The sequence below is a fragment of the Amycolatopsis sp. NPDC051903 genome, from assembly GCF_044452505.1.
In the GTDB taxonomy this organism is placed as follows: Bacteria; Actinomycetota; Actinomycetes; order Mycobacteriales; family Pseudonocardiaceae; genus Amycolatopsis.
Window position 1 is genome coordinate 525,674 of record NZ_JBITBT010000002.1, and the last position, 21,237, is coordinate 546,910.

Sequence of the window (21,237 nt, forward strand, 5' to 3'; positions counted from 1 at the left end):
CCGGCCCGACAGATCGTGATGCATAGGTGTGCATCGTTCTTTGGCTTTGTCCTTGAGCTGGGAATCGTGGTGAGTGGCTGAGTCTTGGTGTTCCTGAGTGGCTTCCTGGTGACTGACTTGGTGATGTGGGTTGCTGGGCTCATGAGTTGGCCTGGTGGGTGTTGAGTTCGGTGATCACGTGCAGGGGTGCGGGCTGTTGCCGGAGTTCCTGCAGGGCGGTTCCGGCGGTTCCTCGTGAGACCTCGGCGAGTTCCATCAGTTCGTCGACTGTCGGGAGGCTGCCGGTGCGGGCCTGGTGCTTGCGCGCCTCCGCGCGCGCCCGGTCCTTCTTCGGCGAGGACGCCACCGCGGCCGGACGCTCCGGCCGCGGTGGCGTATCGAGGGCCTCGCGCTCGCCCGGCGACTGGACGCCTGGGGCCTGCTCGGCTGTACGTCCACCCGGGACCGGCGACGCGGACACGTTCAACGCCTCCGGCTGTACGGGGCCCGAGTGGACGGACGGGGACTGAACGGCGGGGCGCTGAACGTGGTCCGGCTGAACGAGCGGAGCCGACGGCGCGACCGGATCAGCGACCGCGACAGCGGCGCCCGGCGCCGCACCGGCACCCGCATCCACTCCCGCCGCGTCGCTGTCCGTACGGCGTTCCGTTGCGAGCATGAACAACAGGTGGGCCACGATCGCCGCCGCCAACGCCGGCCACGCCCCCACGCCGAACCGCAGCAGGCCCGAGGTCGGCGGCATCGCCTCCACTCCGGCCGCCGCGGCAGCGGCGACGGCGGGCGGGTCGACCGGGGCACCGACACCGCCGGCGAGATAGCTCGCCTGCGCCAGACCCGACAGCCCCGCCGCGAGGATCACCACCGCCCACGCGTAGCCGCGCCCGTGATCCACCAGACGCGAGGTCGCCGCGTAGGCGACGATCGCCAGGCCGTCAGTGATCAACGGGTAAATCCAGGCGATCCCGCCCGGCACGCCCGACGCCACGGCGACCTCGAACAGGCCGTGCGCCGTCGCGGCCGCCGCGCCCAACGCCACCAACAACCCGGGCACGAACACCGCCAGCGTCGCCCACCGCGACGTCGTCTTCCCGCTCGTGCTGTGCGTGCTCATGCCCGCTCCCACCCTTCGGTGCTCTCGTGGGTCTCGTCCTCGGCGCTCCAGCGGGCCAGCCGCCGCGCGCGCTCGGCGTCCTCACCGGCAACCTCGATGCGGTGCGACGCGTCGGCGGCCTCGTCAACCGCCTGCCCGCACTCCTCGACCGCCTCGGCCAATGGCGTCGGCTCCGGCTCGGCGAGCACGTCGTCGATTCGGCCCAGCAACGCATCGACGGCTTCGGAGTCGTTCTCGATCGGTGCGAGCTGCGCGCGCGGCACCTCGGTGCCGCCGATCGTGTCTCCGTCGGCGGACTCGTCGGCTTCGAGGGCGGCGATCTGCTCGTCGGAAAGGCCAGACAGGCGCGTGCGGGCAGCGGTGACGTCGTCCCAAAAGTAGGCGGCGTCGTCGCGTTCCTGGTCGCTGCAGGTGTCGCAGTGCTCGACCGGGCGGTTGCAGTCGTTCATGTGGTCGCGCAGCTCGGCGGCACGGGCAACGATTGCCCGGGCCTGTCCGAGACTCAGCGCGTCGGCTGCGGCGCGCTGCTCTGCGTAGTACGCGCGGGTGTATTCCTCGTCGGCGCGGGCGTTTTCGGCGGCCACGAACTCGCGCACCGATGCGGGCAGCTGCTCCTGTGGCAGCCGGTCCACCTGGTCGAATGTGACGCCGATCCGGTCGAGGTCCGCCTCGGTCACCGGTCCGGCCGGCAGGTTCGCCAGCCGGGCGCGGATGCTCTCCGCCGTGGAACCGTCGGCTGACATCTCCGCCGCGGCGGCGGCACTACCCGCGGCGAGTCCCTCCTGCTCGGCGCCGTCGACCAGCTCGTGCTCGGGCCGAGCAGGCAGGTTGCGGGCGATCCAGCTGCCTGGCTCCGGTGCGCGGTCGGTCACGTAGGGCTCGTCGTCGTCCAACGCGTCCATCTGCGCGAGGATGTGAGCCAGTTCGATGTCGGCCACAGCCGGGTCAAGGCTGAAAGGCTGCGGCCCCTCCTGAGCCCGCGCGGCAGCCTTGCGTTCGGCCTGCAGACGCTCGGCCGCCCGCGCACGCTCGGCTGCCGCCTCCTGCGCGTGATCAAGCACATCCGGGTCCGGCCCGCGCTCCGCTACGGTCGTCGGCCAGTACCTGGAGAAAAGCGCGGGATGTACGCGATAGAAGTCGCGTTCATCAACACCCAGCCGAGTGCACTCGCTGGAGACGGTGCGGCGGAACATCTCGGAGTTGCTCTCACGCGCGTGAGGGTCTTCCGACGTCCCGGCCTGGCGCCAGGGCGCCCTCGCGGCAGTGTCCAGAATGCGGTCTGCGACGTCCGGGTCCATGATCGTTCGCTGCGCCTCCCGTCGCGCCCGAATGTCCTGCGGGTCAACAGTCCCCAACACGGAGGCGGCGAAATCGGCCGAGGACGCGTTGATGGCCTCCATTTGCGCCGCCTGCGCCGCGACCGACGCGGCATTCCGCGAGTTCTTGCCGAACCGAGCGATGCGGTCGAAGATGCTCATGCCCGTTCCCACCCTTCGGTGTTCTCGTGCGTCTGGTCGTCGGCGTTCCAACGGGCCAGTCGCTGGGCCCGCTCGGTGTCCGCGCCGATGACCGCGATGCGATGCGTCGCGTCGCTCGCCTCGTCGACCGCGCGCCCGCACTGCTCGACCACCTCAGCCAGCGGCGACGGCTCCGGCTCGGCGAGCACGCCGTCAATCCGGTCCAGCACCTCAGCGGTGTCGCGGCTGGCGATGCCCGACTCGACGGCCGTCGTGTCGGCGTCAAGCAGGAGTTGCGCGGCAGGCACGTCGGTCTCCCAGAACCGGCCGTCGCCCGGCCATTGGGCGTGGCACGTCTCGCACTGCGCGGTCTCGCGGGTGCAGCCGTTGATGTGTTCGCGTATCTCGGCGGCCTCAGCCAGCACCGCCTGTGCCCGCTCCGGCGTGCCGGGCGGGGCGATCCGGTCGAGTTCCGCGTGCACCGCCGCCCAGAACTCGGCAACCGTCGGATCGGTGCTGCGAAGCATCGGCCAGCTGACGTCGTCGTCCCCGTCGTCGACAAAGTGAGCGTGGGTCGCGTCGGGGGCCGGGCCCCAGCTGCGCAGCACGCCGGACTGGTTGACGACCATCGGTGCGGCCATCCCGAGGTAGGGGCTCACGCCTTCCTCGCCGTTGTCGAAGGCGAGCTGCTCGAGCTCGTCCTCCTCGGGGGTGAGGTAGTCGGGCTCGTACTCGTCGGGCACGACCAGGTCCGGCGTCGCCGGGAGGTTGCGGGCGATCCAGCTGCCCGCTTCCGGTTCGCGCTCGGGCACGAGCGAGGACGCCGGCGGGTTCCACCGCCAGTCCGCGTCGTTGACGTCGCCTTCCCCGACCGCGGGTTCGGCGAACGCGGCCGCCACCCGCGCGGCCTCCTCGGCCGAGAGTCCCGGCGTCATCCGGTCGGCAACATCACGGGCGACTTGGCTGCGGGCTTCCTCCTCGCCCCGCCCGGCGATCCGCAGCTGCTCGTACCGCTCGACCGCCGCATTCGCCACCGCCGACTCCTCCGGGAACGCGCTGTCGACCTCGGCCCGCGCCCGGTCGGCATCACCGGTTTCGGCCAGCACCCGCTCGAACTGCTCGACCGCGGACTCCGCCGTGAAGTAGTTGCGCAGCGCCACATCGGCCGGCATCAGCTCGGCCGGATCGATGACGATCACCTCAACGTCGTCGTCGGGCAGCCGCATCGTCGGCGCGGACGTCGCGCCGCTGCTGCTTTCCGTCTGGTCCGGCGCGCGGAGAGCGTCGCCGCTGAACAGCGATTCCTGGTTGTCGCCGCTACCCAGGGCGGCGTCGACCGCCGCTGCCTGGGCGGCGAAGTGGGCCGCGCTCGCGTCCCGTCCCTGGGCTACCTGGTCCCGAAACCGCATGATCGCGGCGTCGGCGACCTCGTCCCCGCTCGCTGCCCGGGCCGCAGCGGCCTCATCCGACAGCCCTGCTTCCAATCCCTGCCGGTACCGAGTGATCCCGGCATCGGCGCGGTCGTGCGTGCGTACGAACCGCTCGGCGCTGGTCATCGACATGCCCTGACGCATCAGGGCTTGCAGCCACATCCGCTGCCCGTCACCCAGCGGCGTGGGGTACGGCTGGGTCTGCTGCCAGTCGGCGTCCTGGTCGGAGACAGCATCGAACGTGGCGTTGAGGCCGCGTTCGCGGATGCCGTCCACGGTGTGCTGGATCTCCAGCTCCCGCACCGGATCGTTGTCCCGGCCCAATTCAGCGGCCCGGGCCGTGAACGCCTCCGCTCGCTCCGACAGCGCCCGGGCTTCGGCCTCCAGCCCGGCGCGGCGGGCCGGGTCGGCCTCGCCTGCCGCGTCGAGGCTGCGCAGGAACGCCCGGTCATGGTGGCGCTCGGCCACCGCGCGGGTCGCGGCCTGTTCCAGCTCGTCCATCCACTCCGGACGCAGCCCCGGCACCGGGGCGGCGCCCTCCCGCCAGATCTCGTAGCCCTGCTCGACGGCCTCGGCCACCACCGCGTCGTGCACGGCCTGAACCCGGGCCTCGTCCTCGCTCACGCCGCTGCCGGTCATGAACGCGAACCCGATCGCGGCCTGCCCGGCCAACGACCGCTCCGGCCCGACCTGCGCCAGCGCCGACGCCTCGTCAAGCCCTCCGGCGCGCAGCGCGCGGTACCGGTCGATCCCCTGCCCGGCGGCCCGACGCCGCGCGTCGAGTTCCCCGGGCTGATACGGCCTGCTGCTCATCGCCGGGCACCCCCTCGGCGCTGGCGGGCCGCGGTCTGCGCGGCGGCCAGCTGCTCGGCGGTCGGCACCGGCGCGGGGGTATCGCGCTGCTCGGCCCACCACAGCGCGATCGGGGCGAGGCCTTCGCCCATCGGCACGCCCGGCGCCGGCCGGTGCAACGGGCCGCCGTCCTCGTGGTTTTCCAGCGAGCACCCGCCCGCGCTGCCCTTGATCCGGCGCACCACACCCGGCCGGTAGCGGTCGTGCCAGTCCGCGGCACGCGCGACGGTGGCGTCCTCGTCGCGGTAGGCAGAGTGCCACGCAGCGGCCAGCCAGAGGAGTTCCTCGACGATGTCGGGATGCCACATCCAGCACTCCGGCAACGCCCCGACCGCGTCGGGGTAACGCAGGAAGATCCGACGCATCCACACCGTCAGCTCCGTGAGCATGGCCTGGGAGCGGTCGAGGTCGGCCGGCAGATCCAGCCACGACCACGACGGCACCTCCGACTCGCCGCCGGCGGCGAGCTGCTCGGCGATCCCCCGGACGGTGCGGGCCAGCGTCGAGACCTTCTCCGGCATCGCCGTCAACGGCACCACCGTCGCCCGCAACTCCCCCACCTGGGTTTCGAACTGCGTGCGCAGGCCTTCGACCTCCTTCGCGAGGCCCCACACCGCCCGCACCGTGTTGTCCGAGCTGCCGTTCGCGTTCGCGCCGCTGTTAGGGGTCGTGTTGTCGGTGCTCATCGGGTTTCGTCTCCTTTCTCGTCTCGGGCGGCCTGCATGTCGCGCCACAGCGCGGGCAAGACGTCCTCCCGGGCGGCCATGACCTTCGCGACGAACGCGAACTGGTCCACCGGCGCGGCGACAGCGGTGCCGGTGAGTCGGGCCTCCCACTGCGCCCGGTGCTCGTCACTGCGGCCCCAGGCGTAGCCGTGAGCGCGGGCTTCCCGGCACAGCTCCAGCACCGCGCTGCGCGTCAACGTGATCCGCTCGCTTGTGGTTCGGTCGCGGCTCATGGAGCCACCTCCACGAGGTCGAAGCGGGTGTGCAGCTCGGTCCAGTTGGCGTGGTGCCGGCCATCGGGGGTGTGCCAGCGCCCGTCCGAACCGGGACACCACTGGCGCATCAGGTCATCGCGCACGGTCGGCCGGTCGGCCGGCGCCGGGCTCGCACCGAGCCCGGCCGCCAGCCACACCCGCGCCCGCTGGGCGGCGGTCGTCATCGGGGGTCACCGCCCTCGACGCCAGCGGCGAGGTAGGCGTGCGCCATCCACGAGCGAGCCAGTTCGAGGTACTGGCTGCTGTTGGTCTCGTAGACGGGGCTACGGGTGGCCTGCACGAGGTAGGCGACCGTGTTGCGCACGGCGTAGCTGGGAACGTCGTGTCGGCCCTGCCGCACCGCCTGGGTCAGCCCGAACAGGACAGCCGCCGCGGCCAGGTGCTCCTTCGGCGCGAGCCCATTGCACGCGTGGCGCAGGATCGAGGCGTGCAGCTCGATCAGCCCGCTCTTGATCGTCGGGGCCTGGCCGAGCACGGTGCTCACCGCGTTGAGGTAGGCATCCAGCCCGACGCGGAAGGTGGTGAACTCGTCGAGGTCGTCGAACTTGTTGTTGATCGTCGCGAGCATCATCGGGTGGCCTGCTTTCGGGAGTTCTCGGTACGGGCCGCGGCGAGGCGGGCCCGGTGCTGGTCTTGGGCGGCGGGGCTGGTGAGCGCCTCGTGCAGCGCCCACGCCGGTTCGCGCGGGGCCGGGTCGGCCCGGCCGCCGGCCGGGGCGGGGTTCACAGCGCCACCCCCGGGAACTCGGTCGTGTCCGACCAGTCGAGGAACTGCGACTCGCAGCCGGGCGCCACGATGCGGTGCGCGTGGGCCACGAGGGTGTCGATGTCGTCGCGGCGCAGCACCACCGTTCCGGTGCCGTTCGGGTTGGACAGGCCGAGCACGACCAGGTCGCCGCGGACGGTGACCTTGAGGTCGCCCTGGCCGGCGGTGCCGTAGATCAGAGCGTCGGCCAACAGTTCGCGGCTGACCGCCCACTCCAGGCCGGGCTGCACGACGTCGAACCCGAACGTGACCGCATACGGCTCGCTCGAGTCGTAGCTGGCCGAGATCGTGGCGTGCCCGGTGTGAAGCAGCGCGGGCAGCGGCATCGTGAACGCGCTCATCGCCCCTCCCCCTCGACCTCGTCCTCGCCGACGGGGTGCTCGCTGCCGGGGGTGGTGGAGAACTCGGCGTCCAGCTCGGCATCCAGCCGCGCCAACGATTCCTCGTCATCCAGCCGGGTCGCCGTCGCCAGCACCGGGCGCATCCCGCCCGTCGCCGCGGCGTCCTCGCCGCCGGTCTCCGAACCGCCCGCGGTGGCGCGGTCGAGCATCCGCGACACCCAGGGCTCGACCTTGTCGGCCAGCGCGTCGACGAACGCGGCGAACCGGATCACCCACACCTCGCGGCGCTCGAACCAGCGGTCGGCGAACGCCTCCCACCGCTCCTGCCGCTCCGCGCCCTTCACGTCGCCGCGCTTCCACGCCATCTGCAGCTTCCCGATCGCCGCCGGCATCCCCCGGCGCACAACCACCGCGTGCAGCTCCGGCAGCTGCGAGATCTCCCCCGGCGTCAGCACCGGCACCCGCTGCGGGGTCCGCCCGGTGACGTTGCCCTCGGCATCTTCGGTCTCGACCATCTCGTGCCGGTCGGCCGTCAACGTCGAATAGGCCTGCAGGTCGTTGTCGTCACGCGCACCGGCCAGGATCAGCACCGTCGCCGAGTTCGTCATGATCGCCGCGCACCCGGTGTCGCCCCACCGCTCCCGCAGCTGCGCCCGCGACTGCGCTCCGATGTGGATGGTGATGTTGCGCCCACCCATGTCCGCGGTCCACTTGTCCAACGGCACCGGAGACACCAGCGCTGCCTCATCAAGAACCAGCGTCAACGCCGGGTCCAACCGGCCACCCAGCGACTCCGACGCGATCCGCCGGGACTCCCGCGCGATGTGCGCGGTCAACGCCGCCACCAGCGGCGCCGTGTGCCCCTCCTCGGCGCCGAGCATGTAGACGGTGCCGTGCTCGGCCAGCAGCTGCTCCACGTCGAAGCCGCCACCGGTCGCGGCCGCTGTCGCGGTCGGGTCGGTCAGCCACGCCAACGCCGGCATGACGGTCGTGGTGATCGAGGAACGGGTGCGCTCGTTCGTGGTCAGGAACTGCTGCGCGGCCGTCTCGAACGCCGGCTCCGGCGAGCGGCGCAGCAGCCGCAGCACCTCGTCGGTGGCCTCTTCCGGGTCGGCGACCCAGCCCTGCACGTCCCGCATCGACAGCTCCCCCAGCGCCGCGGCGTGCATCAACGCCGCCAACGCGCGGCGGGCCTGCGACACCCAGTGCTCCCGCTCCTCGCTACCGCCGTCGCCCGGCAGCAGGTCACTGGCGCGGTGGGTGGCGGTCACCGGGTTCTCGCACCCGGTCAGCGGGTCGAACGTGATCGTCGAGGCCAACCGGCCCAGCCCACTCGGGTTGAACACGTACGTCGGACCGCGACGCGCACGCAGCTTGGACGTGAGGTCGATCAGGTCCGTGCGAGTCGAGGTCGCGATCACCGCGCCCGGCGCGTCCAGGATCCGGCACGCCAGCTCCCCCGTCTTACCCGAGCGCGGGCCACCGAAGCGCAGCGTCACGTCCTCCACCGGCGACCAGACCCACTGCCGGCCCACCCGCGCGATCGCCGTCGCGTACTCCGTCACCGGCACCTGCCGGCGCGTCCACCACATCTCCTTACGCAGCGACGGCTTCAACACCTTCGCCTTCCGCCGCATCGCCCGCTTCGAGGCGACCCGCCAGATCTGCCAGCGCGACGCCACCCCGCCGTTGCGGCGCGACCGCCGCGACCAGCGGCCGATCAGCCCGCGCGAACCACCCCGGCCCCGCAGGCCCAGGACCGCGGCCACCAGCAGCACCGGGGCGCCGAGGATCAGGCCCCACGGCCACACGCCGTAGCCCGGCGTCTCCGCCGGCACCCAACCGAGGAACCACAGCGACAGCCCCACCAGCCCGGCCGCCACCGTCACCGTCCGGGCCGCGTTGCCCTTCATCAGCTCCGCCAGACCCAGCACCGCCGCGGCCACACCAGCTGTCACCAGCCACGGCCACACCGCCGCCACCTTCACGTGCCAGCCACTCGCCAACACACCCGCACCGACCAGCACCGCCGAAATCAGAAACGCCTTGAACGTCCGCATCAGGCCGCACCCCCAGCAGCGACAGCCTCGGGCTGGTCCTCCTGGGCGTGGTCCGCACGCGTCACGGCCGCCGACTCGCACGCCGCCAGGTAGTCCTCGATTGCGTGGCCCCAGATCCGAACGGCGCCTTTGCCGGTGCCCAGCCGGATCGCGCGCAGCGCTCCGGACTCCACCGCCCTGTAGATCGTCGCCACCGAGACATCGAGTTCGTCCGCGACCGCTCGAACGCGGTACAGCCGGGTACGCTCAACCTGCATCGTTTCTCCAAGGGTTTCGATGTGCGCCCCGGCTGGTGTTGCAGCACTGGCCGGGGCTTCCTGCGTTTCACCAGGCGTCGCGGCGACGCCTGCAACAACTGCGCACATAGCTAGCTTAGACGTCTTAGCTAGTTTCGACAAGAGCGCCATGCCAGCAGAGCCGTCTTCGCTAGCGAAGCTCGTAAGATGTGGAGCATGAATTCGCTCGACCCTGACGACTCTCGGCCGGCCTACATGCAGGTCGCGGACAAGCTGCGAACAGCAATTCGTCGCGGCGACCTGGTGCCCGGCGACCAGCTGCCGACGTATTCGGCGATCGCAACCGAGCACGGCATCGCCATCGAGACAGCAAAGCGTGCTTTGGGCGTCCTCCGCACAGAGGGCTTGGTCGTTTCTCGGCAAGGCAAGGGGTCGTTCGTCCGACTCGACAAGCACGACGAGGTTGGCAGCACGGCGGACGCGGCCCACTTGTCCGCGAGACTGGACGAGCTGACCAGCGAGCTGGAGGCAGTGAAGCGTCGACTCACTGACCTGGAGAGTCGCGGAGGCGAGTCGGAATAAGGAGCACTCGCTATAACGTTCTTTCCTTCGGTCGCAATGTTCACGCTGGTCACGGGGGTGGTTGGTCTTGCTCATGACGCAAGAAAACCGGGAATCGCACCCCCGGGATAAGGCCGCTTTGAGTACCCAACCTGGGTAAACTGATCAGTAACCAGCAGACTTCCAGGGCTGGCCGGGGGAGGATTGACACGTGGTACGGGAGCGGCCAGCAGAGCACCTCAGCACCCAGGTTCTGACTCGACCCGAGTTCGCGCGGGCATGCGCCGCACGCGAACTCGGCGAGGTCCTGAGACTCGCCAAGCAATGGGGCGGTGTCGGCTTCTCTTCGTCACACCTAGCTCGACGGTGCGAGATGACAGTGTCGCGCGTCCAGGACTACATCGCGGGCCGAGTACAAGCCCAACGGGTTGAGCTCTTTGAGCGGGTCGCCGATGGGTTGCGTATCCCCGGAACGATGTTCAACCTCGCGCCGAGGCCGTGGGAAGACGCGACGGAATCAACGAGCACGGCGCGACCGGCCTCGACATCACCCAGCCCTCCAGAGAACGGGGATACTTCCGTGCTGCGACGCGACTTCGTCAAACTAGGGGCTGGCCTCGCAGCCACGGCGCTCGCCGGCGGAACGACCGGTCTTCCGTCTGCCACCAGCGGACCCCGAATCGGCGCGAGTACGCTCGCTGAACTCAGGGCCAACGCGGTCCGTTTGCGCAACCTCGACGACCACCTTGGCGGCGCGGAGACGTACCGCTTCTATCTCGCAGAGGTAGAGCGGACGGGCAAGATCCTCAAGTCAAACAGCTTCTCGGGCGCAGTCCGCCGAGAGCTACTGAACCTCTTCGCCGAGCAAGCACAGCAAGCAGGCTGGGCCGCGTTTGACGCAGGCTGGCAAGACAAAGCGACCCGCTTGTACGACATGAGCTATAAGGCCGCGATGGAAGCCGGAAATGCCGACCTTGGCGCCAATGCCTTGGCACACAAGGCCTACCAACTCGTGTCGAGCGGCCAACGCGGCATCGAAGTCACTAACGGCTCAGTGGCTGTCGCAGATGCGACGGTCGAGCCGACCGTGAAGTCCTTGTTGTACCAGCGCGCCGCATGGACTTACGCACTCGCCGGTGACGTTCGTCGAACCGATGAGGTTCTCGGCCGTGCGGAGAACGCGCTTGCGCTCGCGCCTGCAACTGACGACAGCCCAGGCTGGGCAGCATGGGCACACAACCCCGTAGAACTGCAGATCATGGCGGGTAGGTGTTGGACCGAGTTGCACAAGCCACTGCGTGCCGTCCCGGTGATGGAAAGCGCCATGGCTGCGTACGCCGATAGCCACGCACGCGACAAGGCTCTCTACCTGTCGTGGCTTAGCGAGGCATACATCGACGCGGGCGAGGTTGAACAGGCAGCCGCAACGACGGGGCGCGCGCTCGACTTGTCAGCCGGCGTCGCGTCGCCGCGTCCGGCTGAGCGGCTTAGCGATGTGCTCGACCGGCTGACTGCGTTCCAGGCCGAGTCTGACGTTGGTGCGCTACTGGCTCGTCGTCCGCTGAACCCAAGCTAGGTACGGTGCGAACCCGGCGACTAGCGGAAGTGCCGTGATCTCCGGGTTCGTCCACTCGTGGTTCTCGACCAGGAACCGCTCGAGGTCCGGGTAGCGCTCGTCAGTGGTCTTGAGGATCGTCTGCCACTCCTCACCGGTACCGAACTCACCCTCGTGCCAGAACACGCTCGTCACGGGGCCGACCACTTGCCCACCTGCGGCCAACCGTGCCTCAACGGCTCCCTGGGCCAGCTTCAACGCGACGGCTTCCGTCGGCGCCGCGACCTGGATCTGCCAGACGTCACTCATGACGCCAGACTACTCGGCCACGTGGTGGCAGAACGTCAACACGTGGACAACGTGATGCCAGATCACCAGCGCATACGAATAGATCGCCAGCCTCTTGTGCCGGCAGTCAGAGGCGAGCGTGCAAGCGGGCCCATTCGGTCAGGACTGTTCGCGCGAGCACTGGAGGGCCGGTGGGCGCAACGCCTCGTTTTTTCAACGGAGGCACTTCTTCACGAAACTGGACGGCCGCCTTATCGCCCTCGTCAGCCAGCCGGATCAGCTTCACGATGATGTCCATGCTCACCGCGGCCCAGGTCGCGACGATGCTCGACCGGATGGCGCCGGCGTTGTAGCAACGCCAAGCTTCCTCGGCCAAGGGGCGCACTTCGGGGCTCCACACCTGCGCTACCAACGTTTCCAGGTCGGCGGCCACCAGCAACCTCCTCAGCACCCGCGAGCTCTGAGCCGAGGCCACGATCTCGCGGTGATCTTCCGGGCTAGCAGGCTGTCGTTGCGCAGCGAGCGAACGTTACGGTGACCTACGGTCGTGCGCTCGGCGTTTAGTCAGCCGAGACTCGAACACCGCCTGCCGCGATTGCGCAAGGTGACATCCTGCAAAGGCGTCGGGCCGCAGGGCAAACGTGGGGACAGCTTGGGGACAGCCAAGCATGCAACACCAGGAAAATCGCAGTGTACGAGAGATGAGAGAGTTATCAGATTTCGCTGTTTTCGCAGGTCAGAGCGGTGTCTGAGTCCTGGGGGTCAAGGGGTCGCAGGTTCAAATCCTGTCAGCCCGACCGGACGAGAACGCCGCTAGATGTGGGAAAATCCCAGGTCTAGCGGCTTCTTTGTATGTGAGGCCAAGGGCTCGCCTTGATCAGCTCACTGCACACTTGGGGACCAGAGCTCGGATCACGACCCGCGGGCGGCACCCACAGGTCCAGATAGGACCGTGGGGTGCGAGGCGGTTGCTCGCCCAGGACCCGCAGCACCACTACCGACTTTTGTGCTTCGTCGGGTCGACTTCGATGCAGGCCTGACCCTTTCTGGGTGTCCGAGGTGGAGGTAGACGAGCTTCGAGGCCACGTCGTCGCGCGAAGTTGTGTCGTGGAGGGCTGCCGTCGCGGGTCTTGCTGGTGCTCAGCGGGTCACCTCCACCAGGTCGTATCGGGTGTGCAGCTCGGTCCAGTCGGCGTGGTGCCGGCCGTCCGGGGTGTGCCAGCGGCCGTCCGGGCCGGGGCGCCAGTGGCGCATCAGGTGGTCGCGGACGGTGGGCCGGTCGATCGGCGCCGGCCGCGCACCGAGCCCGGCCGCCAGCCACACCCGCGCCCGCCGGGGGGTCTCGGTGGTGGTCACGTCCGACCGCCTGTCCGCTGCTGCTCGCCCCAGCGCACGCGCCACGGCCCGGCTTCGGCTGCGGGCGAGGTCGCGGCGACGCCCAGGTCGCGGTCGAATGCGGGCGCCGCCTGCACGGCCTGATCCCGGCGCCGGATCGGCAGAGGCAGGGCTCGGCCCCGCTCGGGCAGTACGCACGTGCCAATCCCGACGAGGACCCCGTTCGCGGTGGGTTCGAGCGCCGGCGCCATGCCCAGGCCGCCGCCGATCGGCAGGTGCGGCCGGGGCATGGCCACGGTCACGCCGCCCATCACCACGGAAACACCCTGGCCAGAGAGAGGAGAGGACACGAGGTCGAGATAAGTCATCGCTTGTTCCTTTCGGGAGGTCTCAGAGGTCTTCGGAGCTGCGACGCGAACGGTGTGGTGGGCCTCCGCGGCGGAGCCGGTGACCTCGGCGTGCGGCGCCGGCGCGGAACCGGATCCGACCGGCCCAGGTCGGGGTGGGGTTCACAGCGCCACCCCCGGGAAGTCCGCGATGGGGGGACAAGTCCAGGGCTTCGTTCTGGATCAAGACCTCGAAGACCCTGGACTCGTGCGCCGCCGTGCGCCCCTCCGCGATAGTGGTATAGACCAGCGCGCGTCCTCGTCGTGGCTACGGAGCAGCCTCCGGTATCCGCGATTCGGCGGAATCGGTGAACTCCGGAAGAGCGACGAACGAGAGCTCGATTCACGTTCAGCCCAGGGGTCGAAATCGGGCCGGAACAGGTGTAGGCAGGAGGCGCGGTGGGTCGTGGAGGTGTCGGATGGACACTGGTGGGCTGCCGGGGCGGGGTTCGTCCGCGCTGGTAGCCGTGCTGAGCGAGAGTGGGCGCACGCGCGTCTGCCGGGTGTCCCTCGGGGAGCGGACCGTCGTGAGCAAGCAGCCGCTGGGCCCGGACGCACCCAAGCGGCTGCGGCACGAGCGCGAGATGCTGGAACGGCTTCGCGGGGTTCCGAACGTCGCGCAGCTGCTGGACGCGCCACGCTATACCGGGTCGATCGTGCTGGCGGACGCCGGCGGCCGAAGCCTCGCCGGACGGGCGGAGCCGCTGCCCGTCGACGTCCTGCTCGAGGTCGGGCTCGGGGTGGCCCGAGCCGTGGCGGCGGTGCACCGGCGCGGGGTGTTGCACCGCGACATCACTCCCGCGAACATCGTGCTCTCCCCCGACGGCACCCCGTGCCTGCTCGACTTCGCGCTGGCCACCTGCGTCACCGACCCCGCCCCCGGCGGCAGCGACATCGCCGGCACGCTGGCCTACCTCGCGCCCGAGCAAACCGGGCGGACCGGCCGTCCGGTGGATCAACGCAGTGACCTCTACGCCGTGGGTGCCACGCTCTACGAACTGGCGACGGGCGCGCCGCCGTTCGGCGCGGGCGACCCGCTGCGCCTGGTCCACGACCACCTGGCCCGGGTGCCGGCGCCCCCGGTCGAGGTCAACCCGGCCCTGCCGGCCCCGCTGTCCGAGATCATCCTGCACCTGCTGGAAAAGGAACCCGACCACCGCTACCAGACCGCGGAGGGGGTGGCCCACGACCTGGCACGGGTGCGCGACGCCCGGGCCGGGCGCTCCACGGAACCGATCCGGATCGGGCACCACGACTTCCCGCGCCGGCCCGTCGCCCCGGCCCGGCTGGTGGGGCGCGACACCGAGGTGGCCGCGTTGCGGGCGGCGTTCGAGGACGCGACGGCGGGCCGGTGCCGGGGAGTGCTGATCGGCGGCGTGGCCGGCGTCGGCAAAACGGCGCTGGTCCACGAACTACGCCCGGCGGTCACCCGCCGGGGCGGCTGGTTCCTGGCCGGCAAGTTCGACCAGTACCGGCGCGACCTGGAGTTCGACGGGGTGTTCCAGGCGTTCCGCTCGCTGGGGCGGCTGCTGCTGGCCCAGCCGGAGAGCGAACTGTCCCAGCTCCGGCGGCGGATCATCGACGCCGTCGGCCCGAACGCGGGCCTGCTCACCGCCGTGGTGCCGGAGTTCGCGGCCCTGCTGGACGTGCCGCCCGATCCCGGCGATCTCCTCACCGCGCAAGCGCGCGCGCAACACAACGCTGCTCGGATCATGCGCGCGGTCGCCTCCCCGGACCGGCCGGTGGTGCTGTTCCTCGACGACCTGCAATGGGCCGGGCCCGGCCCACTCGGCTTCGTCGACCTCTTGCTCGACAACGACCCGACCCCCGGCCTGCTGCTGGTGGGCGTGCACCGGGACAACGACGGGGAAACGGCACCGCCACCGACGCTCTCGCGGTCACGCGACCGGGCCGGCGTGCGGTACCTGCAGCTGGAGAACCTGTCCACGCCCAACCTGGCCGCCCTGGTCGCCGACATGCTGCCCGCCGACGCGGCCGCGGCGGCGGGCCTGGCCGAGGTGATCGCACCCCGCACCCGCGGCAACCCCTACGAAACCGTTCAGCTGCTCACCGCACTGGCTCACCACGGCGTCCTCACCGCGACCTCCGCGGGCTGGCAGTGGGACCCCGCAGCGGTACGCGCCCACCTGGGCCCGGCGGAGAGCGGCGACCTGCTGACGTCGCGGATCCGGGCCCTGCCGCCGCCGTCGCGGCAGCTGGTGGAGGCGATCGCCTGCGTGGGCGGGCGGGTCGAGACGGACGTGCTGCAGACCGCCACCGGCGAAGCGTCGGACGTGGTGGCGCAGCGCCTGACCCCGCCCATCGACGAGGGCCTGCTCGTGCTGGAGCGCGGCGCCGTGCGGTTCCGCCACGACCGCATCCGCGAGGCCATCCTGCGCGGGCTCAGTCCCCCGCGGCGAAGCGCGTTGCAACTGGCCATGGCACGACGGCTGGCCCGAACACCCGGCTTGTTCGCGGTCGCCGCCGAGCAGTACCTGCCGGTGCTCGACGCGGTCGACGACCTCGCGGAGCGGCAAGAGGTGACCGAGCTGCTGCGGCGCACGGCCGGCCAGGCCGCGCTGATCGGCGATCACACGCAGGTGAACGCGCTCCTGGAGGCCGCGTTGCGAGTGGTCGACCCGGCGGCGACCACCGTGGCTCTCGAGCTGCGCACGGCCCGGCAGGCGGCGCTGTTCAGCCTCGGCCGCCTGGTGGAGGCGGACGAGGAGTACCGGGAGATCGAGCGGCTCTGCCCGAGCGCACCGGACCGCGCGGACGCGACCGCGATTCACGTGCGCAGTCTCAGCCACCAGGGCCGGTTCGAGGACGCGATCAGTCTGAGCCTGCGATCGCTGCGAGAGTGCGGGCTCGACGTCCCGTCGCCGGAGCGGCTGCCCGCCGAAATCGACCGGGGGTTCGCGCGCCTGCACCACTGGCTGCAGCACAGCGACACCGCCGCCGATCTGGCCCGCCCGGACCTCACCGACCCCCGGCTGCTGGCGGCGACCCACGTGCTCGACGCGGCGTTCCTGGCGGCCTACTTCGCCGCCGATTTCGCCACGGTCGCGTGGATCGGCTTGGAAGGCTTGCGGATCTGGATCGAGCACGGCCCCGGTCCCACCTTGCTCGGGCCCGCCGGCGCCGCCGCCTACTGCACCGTGGCGCAGCGCGGCGACCACGTCGGCGGATACCGCGCGGCCCGGCGGCTCCTGGCGTGGGCCGAGGCCCGCGGCGCCGAGCCCGGCGTGTCGCGGGCGCGCCACCGGTCCGCCCTCTTCAGCTGCTGGCTGGAGCCGATCGAGAACGGAGTCCACGAAGCCCAGCGGGCCCGGGAGGGGCTGATCGCCGGGGGCGACCTGACGAACGCCGGCTACACCTACCTGTTGACCGTGCGGTCCCTGGCGGACTACGCCCCCTCGCTGGAAAGCCTCCTCACCGAAGTCGACAGTGGACTGAACTTCGTGCACCAGACCGGCAACGAGCAGACCGGACAGGTGCTCGAGACCTACCGGTGGCTCGCCGACGTGCTCCGCGGCGGCAGCCCTGCCGACCCGATCACCCTCGACCGGTTCACCGACAACCCGCTCGCGCTCCTCCACGCGCACCTCGCCCGCGCGATCGCTGCCGCCGTCGCCGAGGATCTGTCCGTTCTGGTCCGGGAGAGCGCGGCGGCGATGCGGCTGCTCCCGGTCGCCGCCGGCTTCTACCCCACCGCCGTCATCCGCTCGCTGCACGGGCTCGCCCTCGCCGAGCAAGCCCGCGCGGCCGACGACGACGAACGCGCCGCGCTGCTGTCCGAAGTGGACGACGTGACGGGCTGGCTGGCCGCCCGGGCCGCGGACGCCCCGGACAACTTCCTGCACCTGCGGCGGTGGGTGGAGGCCGAGCGCGCCTGGGCGGCGGATGACGTGCGGGCCGCCGAGCTGGCGTTCGACGCGGCCCGCCGCGAGGTCTCCCGGCGCCCCCGGCCCTGGCACCGTGCGTTGATCACCGAGCGCGCTGCGCGCTTCCACCTGGCCCGCGGCCTGGAGCACGCCGGTCGCGAACTGCTCGCCGAGGCCCGCCGGCACTACGCCGCGTGGGGTGCGAGCGCCAAGGTCACCCAGCTCGACTGGGCCTACCCCACCCTGCGGCGGCATTTCGAGGCGAGCCTCAGGCCGGCCGGGAACCAGCCCGGCGAGTCGCTGAACCAACCCGGCGCGGTCACCACGGGCACCCTCGACCTGCTCGGCATTCTCTCCGCGTCCCAGGCACTGAGTTCCGAAACCAGCGTCGAGCGGCTGCACACGCGCGTCGCCGAGGTGCTCAGCGCGATGACCGGGGCCACCGGCGTCCGCCTGCTGCTCTGGAGCGACGACCAGCAGGACTGGCTGCTGCCCGAACCCACCGGCACCCCCGGTCACGACTGCGCGGTGCCGATGTCGGTGCTGCGCTACCTCCGCCGCACCGAGACGCCACTGGTGGTCGACGACGTCACCCAGGATGAACGCTTCGCCCACGACCCGTGCTTCACCGACCTCCCCGGCTGCTCGCTGCTCGCCGTCCCCATCCTCAGCCGCGGAACCCTGCGAGCCGCACTGCTGCTGGAAAACCGCCTGATCCGCGGCGCCTTCACCGCCGACCGGCTCGACGCCGTCGAACTCATCGCCGGCCAGCTCGCCGTCTCGCTCGACAACGCCCAGCTCTACACCCAGCTCACCGCGTCCCGGGCCCGCATCGTCACCGCCGCCGACCAAGCACGCCAGCGCATCGAACGCGACCTGCACGACGGCGCCCAGCAACGCCTGGTCACCATCACCCTGCGCCTGCGCGCGCTCGAAGCCGAAATGCCCCCGGGCACCGGCCACCTCACCACCGAACTCGACAACCTCGCCGCCGAAACCACCGGCGTGCTGGACGAGCTGCGCGAAATCGCCCACGGCCTCCACCCCGGCGTCCGGGCCACCGGCGGACTCACACCGGCCGTCCGCGCTCTCGCCCGCCGCTCACCGATCCCGGTCGAGCTCGACCTGCACCCGTTGCCGCCCCTGCCAGAACCCATCGAAGTCAGCGCCTACTTCATCATCGCCGAAGCCCTGACCAACGCGGCCAAACACGCGCGCGCGTCCTCGGTCACCGTCACCATCGATCCCGATCCCCCCGCCGGCGTCCTGCGCCTCACGGTCCGCGACGACGGCGTCGGCGGCGCCGACCTCACCCAGGGCACCGGAATGCTCGGCCTCAAAGACCGCGCCGAAGCCATCGGCGGCCGCCTGCACTTCCACAGCCCTCCCGGCGCGGGCACCACTCTGCACGTGAACCTTCCCCTCGCGGGACCGGCGGCCGGACCCGCGACCGCTGATCCCGGCACTCCAGGTTGAGCTGTCGCGAGTGGAGCCGGAGACCTGTCGCGAGTCAGACACGGGTGCCGGACCGTCGCCGGATGACGGGTGACACTTCCTCGGCTGACACAGCCGTTTGAACGCTAACTGGGTTCCGCGCCGCTCAGTAGCCAGGTCTGCGAGAAGGTGGGCAGGTCGACGTAGGTGGCCTCGCTGTCCTGTCCTATCCAGGACCAGCGGATGACCCGGTCGTCGACGGGTTGGGTATGAACGCAGAAGCACGTTCCGGCGCCGTCGTCACCGAACGCGAGCAGGGTACGGGGCAGCCTGGACGATTGCCAGGCTTGGGTGTTTTCGGAGGCCACCCGCTCACACGACCAGGCGCACTCCCACAGCCCAGCGAGGTCTTCGAAGCCATCGCTGAACGCCAGCAGATCACGCAGTTGGGGTGGCACCGGGGTTCCTAGTGCCAGCTCGAGGGCCGCAAGCTCGTAATCGGATGCGCCAGACCTGAGGTTCAGGCCGAGCCTTTCCGGATTGAGCACCCTTGTCCAGTCGATCACCAGGCGATGGTGCCATGCCTGCAACTCTCTGCTGCTTTCCGTTCAGGGGGCCCTCCGGCGCCACGGGACCAGCCGCTGCACTTGGGCCGGCACACGAAGAAGACGATGTCTTCGCCGACACAAGTCCGGCCGGACCCAGGCGGCGGCACCGGTTCCGCAACCCCAACCACGCAAGACGTGCACCAGCAGCACGCGAACGCTTGACGCGGCGGTCTCGCGGGGATGTACTTGACCTGGCGATGGATCCCGCCTGGTCTTCGGGCCGAACCGCCCCCTCGGGGGCTGATGGCTTCCTGGTGCAGACGCGTGGTGACCACTCGTGCCAGGAGGTGGCGGATGACCATGAAGAGTTCCGAGCGGATCGTGCGGCTGTCGATTTTCGTGGGTGACGGTGATGTGTGGCACCACAAGCCGTTGGCCGGGGAGATCGTGCAGCGGGCCCACGATGCGGGGCTGGCCGGTGCGACGGTGATCCGCGGCATCGAAGGGTACGGCGCCACCTCGCGGATCCACACCGCGCACGTGTTCCGGCTCAGTGACGACCTCCCGTTGCTCATCACGATCGCCGACACCGAGGAGCGGATCCGGGGTTTCCTTCCGCAGCTGGACGACCTCGAGATGAGCGGGCTGGTGACCCTCGACGAGGTCGAGGGCATCCGTTACACGGTGCCGGAACGCCCGCACACCCATTGGTGGCAGCACGCCCAATGACCGGCGGCACCACCGGACCGGACCGAGGAGGTGCGACCCGTGCACCTGAGTGGCAAGGCGTTGCGCACCTTGATCTTCCTGGGCGAGGACGACACTTGGCACCACCAGCCGCTGTACCGCGAGATCGTGAAACGCGCCCACGAAGCCGGGCTGGCCGGTGCGACGGTGCTGCACGGGTGTGAGGGCTTCGGCACGACGGCGCTGATCCACACCGAGGAGATCCTGAGCCTGGCCGAGGACCTCCCCATCCTCGTGATCATCGTCGACACCGAAGAAAAGGTCCGGGCGTTCCTGCCTCAGCTCGAGGGGCTCATCGCCGACGGCACGGTGCTCCTCGACGAGGTCGAGGTCATCCGCTACGAACCGTCGCACCGGGTCTGAGGGTCGCCGACGGCGAAGCGCTCCCCCGCCGCCACCAAGCGGATCGGGCCGTCGTACGCGGACGCCGCGTCCGAGCGGAGGTGGGCCAGCCACGGCGCGTCGATGCACGCGAAGTGGGTCAACGCCAGCGCCCGGGCGCCGGCGCGAGAAGCGATGCGGCCGGCGTCGCCGCCGCTCAGGTGGCCGTGGGCGGTGCGGTCGGGGGCGCTCAACGTGGCTTCCGCGAGCAGCAGATCCGCGTCGGCGGCGAGCTTCACCGCCGCGTCGGTCATGCCGGTGTCGCCGGTGTAGGCCAGCGTCGCGGTGGGGGTTTCGACGCGGATGCCGCAGTTGGGCAGGACGTGGCGCAGTTCGTGGAGGCCGATCGTGGCGTCCCCGAGGTCGAAGCGGTCGCCCGGTTCGTATTCGCGGACGTCGAAGGCGCGTTCGAAGGCCTCGTCGAGCAGGGGCATCGTGACGACGGGGAACAGCGAGGCCCAGCGCTTGAACAGCGCGCGAGCACCTGCGGGTACGAACAACGGTACGCGGCGCAGCTCGGCGCACCGGGCGGCGGGACCGCCGGGGAACTCGAGGGTCGCCGAGAGCAGGGACTTGCCGATGGGCAGCAAGTCGTAGCAGTGGTCGGTGTGCAGGTGGCTGATCACCACGCCGTCCAGAGCCGTCGGTTCGGTCACCGCGGACAGGGCGGTGGCGACGCCGGGCCCGCAGTCCAGGAGCAGGCGCGCCGAGGCGGTCTCGACGAGGTAGCCCGAGCTGGCTTGACCGTCGGCCGGCATTCCGGACCGGCAGCCGAGGACGGTGAGGTGCATGGGTGCACTCCGATCTGCTGGCTTGTGGTTTCCGCGCAGCATGACCGGTGCAGACCACTCGCACAGCCGCGAAGG

22 protein-coding genes are annotated in these 21,237 nt (G+C 70.7%); 5 read left to right on the top strand and 17 right to left on the bottom strand.

The window, feature by feature from the left end; all coding sequences use genetic code 11:
- Nucleotides 1–139 precede the first annotated feature (139 nt).
- Genes ACIA77_RS06660 through ACIA77_RS06710 form a run of 11 tightly spaced genes read right to left on the bottom strand, consistent with a single transcriptional unit; the run spans nt 140 to nt 9,423 of the window.
- Complete coding sequence (locus ACIA77_RS06660; RefSeq protein ID WP_395884786.1) at nt 140–1,111, bottom strand: hypothetical protein; 972 nt, start codon at nt 1,109–1,111, stop codon at nt 140–142.
- Nucleotides 1,108–2,589 carry a hypothetical protein gene (locus ACIA77_RS06665; protein ID WP_395884787.1) on the bottom strand — a complete coding sequence of 494 codons (1,482 nt, stop codon included), beginning with the start codon at nt 2,587–2,589 and terminating at the stop codon, nt 1,108–1,110. Before ACIA77_RS06665 ends, ACIA77_RS06660 begins: the two co-directional genes overlap by 4 nt.
- The gene (locus ACIA77_RS06670) at nt 2,586–4,811 is read right to left on the bottom strand and encodes a hypothetical protein (RefSeq protein WP_395884788.1); all 2,226 of its coding nucleotides are present in this window, start codon (nt 4,809–4,811) and stop codon (nt 2,586–2,588) included. Before ACIA77_RS06670 ends, ACIA77_RS06665 begins: the two co-directional genes overlap by 4 nt.
- Nucleotides 4,808–5,536, bottom strand: coding sequence for a hypothetical protein (locus tag ACIA77_RS06675; RefSeq protein WP_395884789.1), 729 nt, complete (start codon nt 5,534–5,536; stop codon nt 4,808–4,810). The genes ACIA77_RS06670 and ACIA77_RS06675 overlap by 4 nt, the downstream gene beginning before the upstream one ends.
- Complete coding sequence (locus ACIA77_RS06680) at nt 5,533–5,808, bottom strand: hypothetical protein (protein ID WP_395884790.1); 276 nt, start codon at nt 5,806–5,808, stop codon at nt 5,533–5,535. Before ACIA77_RS06680 ends, ACIA77_RS06675 begins: the two co-directional genes overlap by 4 nt.
- Complete coding sequence (locus tag ACIA77_RS06685; RefSeq protein WP_395884791.1) at nt 5,805–6,014, bottom strand: hypothetical protein; 210 nt, start codon at nt 6,012–6,014, stop codon at nt 5,805–5,807. The genes ACIA77_RS06680 and ACIA77_RS06685 overlap by 4 nt, the downstream gene beginning before the upstream one ends.
- Nucleotides 6,011–6,421 (bottom strand): hypothetical protein, encoded by a 411-nt coding sequence (locus tag ACIA77_RS06690; protein WP_395884792.1) that lies wholly within the window; start codon nt 6,419–6,421, stop codon nt 6,011–6,013. The genes ACIA77_RS06685 and ACIA77_RS06690 overlap by 4 nt, the downstream gene beginning before the upstream one ends.
- Nucleotides 6,418–6,576: a hypothetical protein gene (locus ACIA77_RS06695; RefSeq protein ID WP_395884793.1), complete on the bottom strand. Its 159-nt coding sequence runs from the start codon at nt 6,574–6,576 to the stop codon at nt 6,418–6,420. Before ACIA77_RS06695 ends, ACIA77_RS06690 begins: the two co-directional genes overlap by 4 nt.
- Nucleotides 6,573–6,956 carry an SsgA family sporulation/cell division regulator gene (locus ACIA77_RS06700; protein WP_395884794.1) on the bottom strand — a complete coding sequence of 128 codons (384 nt, stop codon included), beginning with the start codon at nt 6,954–6,956 and terminating at the stop codon, nt 6,573–6,575. The genes ACIA77_RS06695 and ACIA77_RS06700 overlap by 4 nt, the downstream gene beginning before the upstream one ends.
- The gene (locus ACIA77_RS06705; RefSeq protein WP_395884795.1) at nt 6,953–9,016 is read right to left on the bottom strand and encodes a type IV secretory system conjugative DNA transfer family protein; all 2,064 of its coding nucleotides are present in this window, start codon (nt 9,014–9,016) and stop codon (nt 6,953–6,955) included. The genes ACIA77_RS06700 and ACIA77_RS06705 overlap by 4 nt, the downstream gene beginning before the upstream one ends.
- Nucleotides 9,016–9,423 (bottom strand): helix-turn-helix domain-containing protein, encoded by a 408-nt coding sequence (locus ACIA77_RS06710; protein ID WP_395884796.1) that lies wholly within the window; start codon nt 9,421–9,423, stop codon nt 9,016–9,018. The genes ACIA77_RS06705 and ACIA77_RS06710 overlap by 1 nt, the downstream gene beginning before the upstream one ends.
- 45 nt (nt 9,424–9,468) lie before the next feature.
- On the opposite strand from ACIA77_RS06710, the gene ACIA77_RS06715 reads away from it, so the two are divergent.
- Entirely contained in the window at nt 9,469–9,834 is a 366-nt protein-coding gene (locus tag ACIA77_RS06715) for a GntR family transcriptional regulator (RefSeq protein ID WP_395884797.1), read from the top strand.
- 559 nt (nt 9,835–10,393) lie between these two features.
- A complete protein-coding gene (locus ACIA77_RS06720; RefSeq protein ID WP_395884798.1) occupies nt 10,394–11,389 on the top strand; it encodes a hypothetical protein in 996 nt (331 codons plus the stop codon).
- On the opposite strand, the gene cutA is transcribed toward ACIA77_RS06720, so the two are convergent.
- From cutA to ACIA77_RS06740, 4 genes are all read right to left on the bottom strand, one after another.
- Nucleotides 11,357–11,677 (bottom strand): divalent-cation tolerance protein CutA, encoded by a 321-nt coding sequence (cutA, locus tag ACIA77_RS06725; protein WP_395884799.1) that lies wholly within the window; start codon nt 11,675–11,677, stop codon nt 11,357–11,359. The two genes, ACIA77_RS06720 and cutA, sit on opposite strands and share 33 nt — an antisense overlap.
- A 106-nt stretch (nt 11,678–11,783) precedes the next feature.
- Nucleotides 11,784–12,089, bottom strand: coding sequence for a hypothetical protein (locus ACIA77_RS06730; RefSeq protein WP_395884800.1), 306 nt, complete (start codon nt 12,087–12,089; stop codon nt 11,784–11,786).
- A 707-nt stretch (nt 12,090–12,796) separates the two neighbouring features.
- The gene (locus ACIA77_RS06735; RefSeq protein ID WP_395884801.1) at nt 12,797–13,012 is read right to left on the bottom strand and encodes a hypothetical protein; all 216 of its coding nucleotides are present in this window, start codon (nt 13,010–13,012) and stop codon (nt 12,797–12,799) included.
- The gene (locus ACIA77_RS06740) at nt 13,009–13,359 is read right to left on the bottom strand and encodes a hypothetical protein (protein WP_395884802.1); all 351 of its coding nucleotides are present in this window, start codon (nt 13,357–13,359) and stop codon (nt 13,009–13,011) included. Before ACIA77_RS06740 ends, ACIA77_RS06735 begins: the two co-directional genes overlap by 4 nt.
- A 437-nt stretch (nt 13,360–13,796) precedes the next feature.
- Here ACIA77_RS06740 and ACIA77_RS06745 point away from each other — a divergent pair, with 437 nt between their 5' ends.
- Nucleotides 13,797–18,737, top strand: a complete 4,941-nt coding sequence (locus tag ACIA77_RS06745) for an AAA family ATPase (protein ID WP_395884803.1) — start codon at nt 13,797–13,799, stop codon at nt 18,735–18,737.
- Between the two features lie 104 nt (nt 18,738–18,841).
- On the opposite strand, the gene ACIA77_RS06750 is transcribed toward ACIA77_RS06745, so the two are convergent.
- Entirely contained in the window at nt 18,842–19,261 is a 420-nt protein-coding gene (locus tag ACIA77_RS06750; RefSeq protein WP_395884804.1) for an SMI1/KNR4 family protein, read from the bottom strand.
- A 336-nt stretch (nt 19,262–19,597) separates the two neighbouring features.
- On the opposite strand from ACIA77_RS06750, the gene ACIA77_RS06755 reads away from it, so the two are divergent.
- On the top strand, nt 19,598–19,972 hold the full coding sequence (locus ACIA77_RS06755; RefSeq protein WP_395884805.1) for a DUF190 domain-containing protein: 375 nt from the start codon (nt 19,598–19,600) through the stop codon (nt 19,970–19,972).
- Nucleotides 19,973–20,011: 39 nt separating this feature from the next.
- A complete protein-coding gene (locus ACIA77_RS06760; RefSeq protein ID WP_395884806.1) occupies nt 20,012–20,353 on the top strand; it encodes a DUF190 domain-containing protein in 342 nt (113 codons plus the stop codon).
- Here the strand turns inward: ACIA77_RS06760 and ACIA77_RS06765 are convergent.
- Nucleotides 20,329–21,162, bottom strand: coding sequence for an MBL fold metallo-hydrolase (locus ACIA77_RS06765; RefSeq protein WP_395884807.1), 834 nt, complete (start codon nt 21,160–21,162; stop codon nt 20,329–20,331). The two genes, ACIA77_RS06760 and ACIA77_RS06765, sit on opposite strands and share 25 nt — an antisense overlap.
- Nucleotides 21,163–21,237 lie beyond the last annotated feature (75 nt).

Coding starts and splice junctions, on each gene's coding strand:
- ACIA77_RS06715 (WP_395884797.1), top strand. CDS start 9,469: ATGAATTCGCTCGACCCTGACGACTCTCGGCCGGCCTACATGCAGGTC.
- ACIA77_RS06765 (WP_395884807.1), bottom strand. CDS start 21,162: ATGCACCTCACCGTCCTCGGCTGCCGGTCCGGAATGCCGGCCGACGGT.
- ACIA77_RS06660 (WP_395884786.1), bottom strand. CDS start 1,111: ATGAGCACGCACAGCACGAGCGGGAAGACGACGTCGCGGTGGGCGACG.
- ACIA77_RS06700 (WP_395884794.1), bottom strand. CDS start 6,956: ATGAGCGCGTTCACGATGCCGCTGCCCGCGCTGCTTCACACCGGGCAC.
- ACIA77_RS06670 (WP_395884788.1), bottom strand. CDS start 4,811: ATGAGCAGCAGGCCGTATCAGCCCGGGGAACTCGACGCGCGGCGTCGG.
- ACIA77_RS06745 (WP_395884803.1), top strand. CDS start 13,797: ATGGACACTGGTGGGCTGCCGGGGCGGGGTTCGTCCGCGCTGGTAGCC.
- ACIA77_RS06675 (WP_395884789.1), bottom strand. CDS start 5,536: ATGAGCACCGACAACACGACCCCTAACAGCGGCGCGAACGCGAACGGC.
- ACIA77_RS06740 (WP_395884802.1), bottom strand. CDS start 13,359: ATGACTTATCTCGACCTCGTGTCCTCTCCTCTCTCTGGCCAGGGTGTT.
- ACIA77_RS06705 (WP_395884795.1), bottom strand. CDS start 9,016: ATGCGGACGTTCAAGGCGTTTCTGATTTCGGCGGTGCTGGTCGGTGCG.
- ACIA77_RS06755 (WP_395884805.1), top strand. CDS start 19,598: ATGACCATGAAGAGTTCCGAGCGGATCGTGCGGCTGTCGATTTTCGTG.
- ACIA77_RS06690 (WP_395884792.1), bottom strand. CDS start 6,421: ATGATGCTCGCGACGATCAACAACAAGTTCGACGACCTCGACGAGTTC.
- ACIA77_RS06665 (WP_395884787.1), bottom strand. CDS start 2,589: ATGAGCATCTTCGACCGCATCGCTCGGTTCGGCAAGAACTCGCGGAAT.
- cutA (WP_395884799.1), bottom strand. CDS start 11,677: ATGAGTGACGTCTGGCAGATCCAGGTCGCGGCGCCGACGGAAGCCGTC.
- ACIA77_RS06710 (WP_395884796.1), bottom strand. CDS start 9,423: ATGGCGCTCTTGTCGAAACTAGCTAAGACGTCTAAGCTAGCTATGTGC.
- ACIA77_RS06685 (WP_395884791.1), bottom strand. CDS start 6,014: ATGACGACCGCCGCCCAGCGGGCGCGGGTGTGGCTGGCGGCCGGGCTC.
- ACIA77_RS06680 (WP_395884790.1), bottom strand. CDS start 5,808: ATGAGCCGCGACCGAACCACAAGCGAGCGGATCACGTTGACGCGCAGC.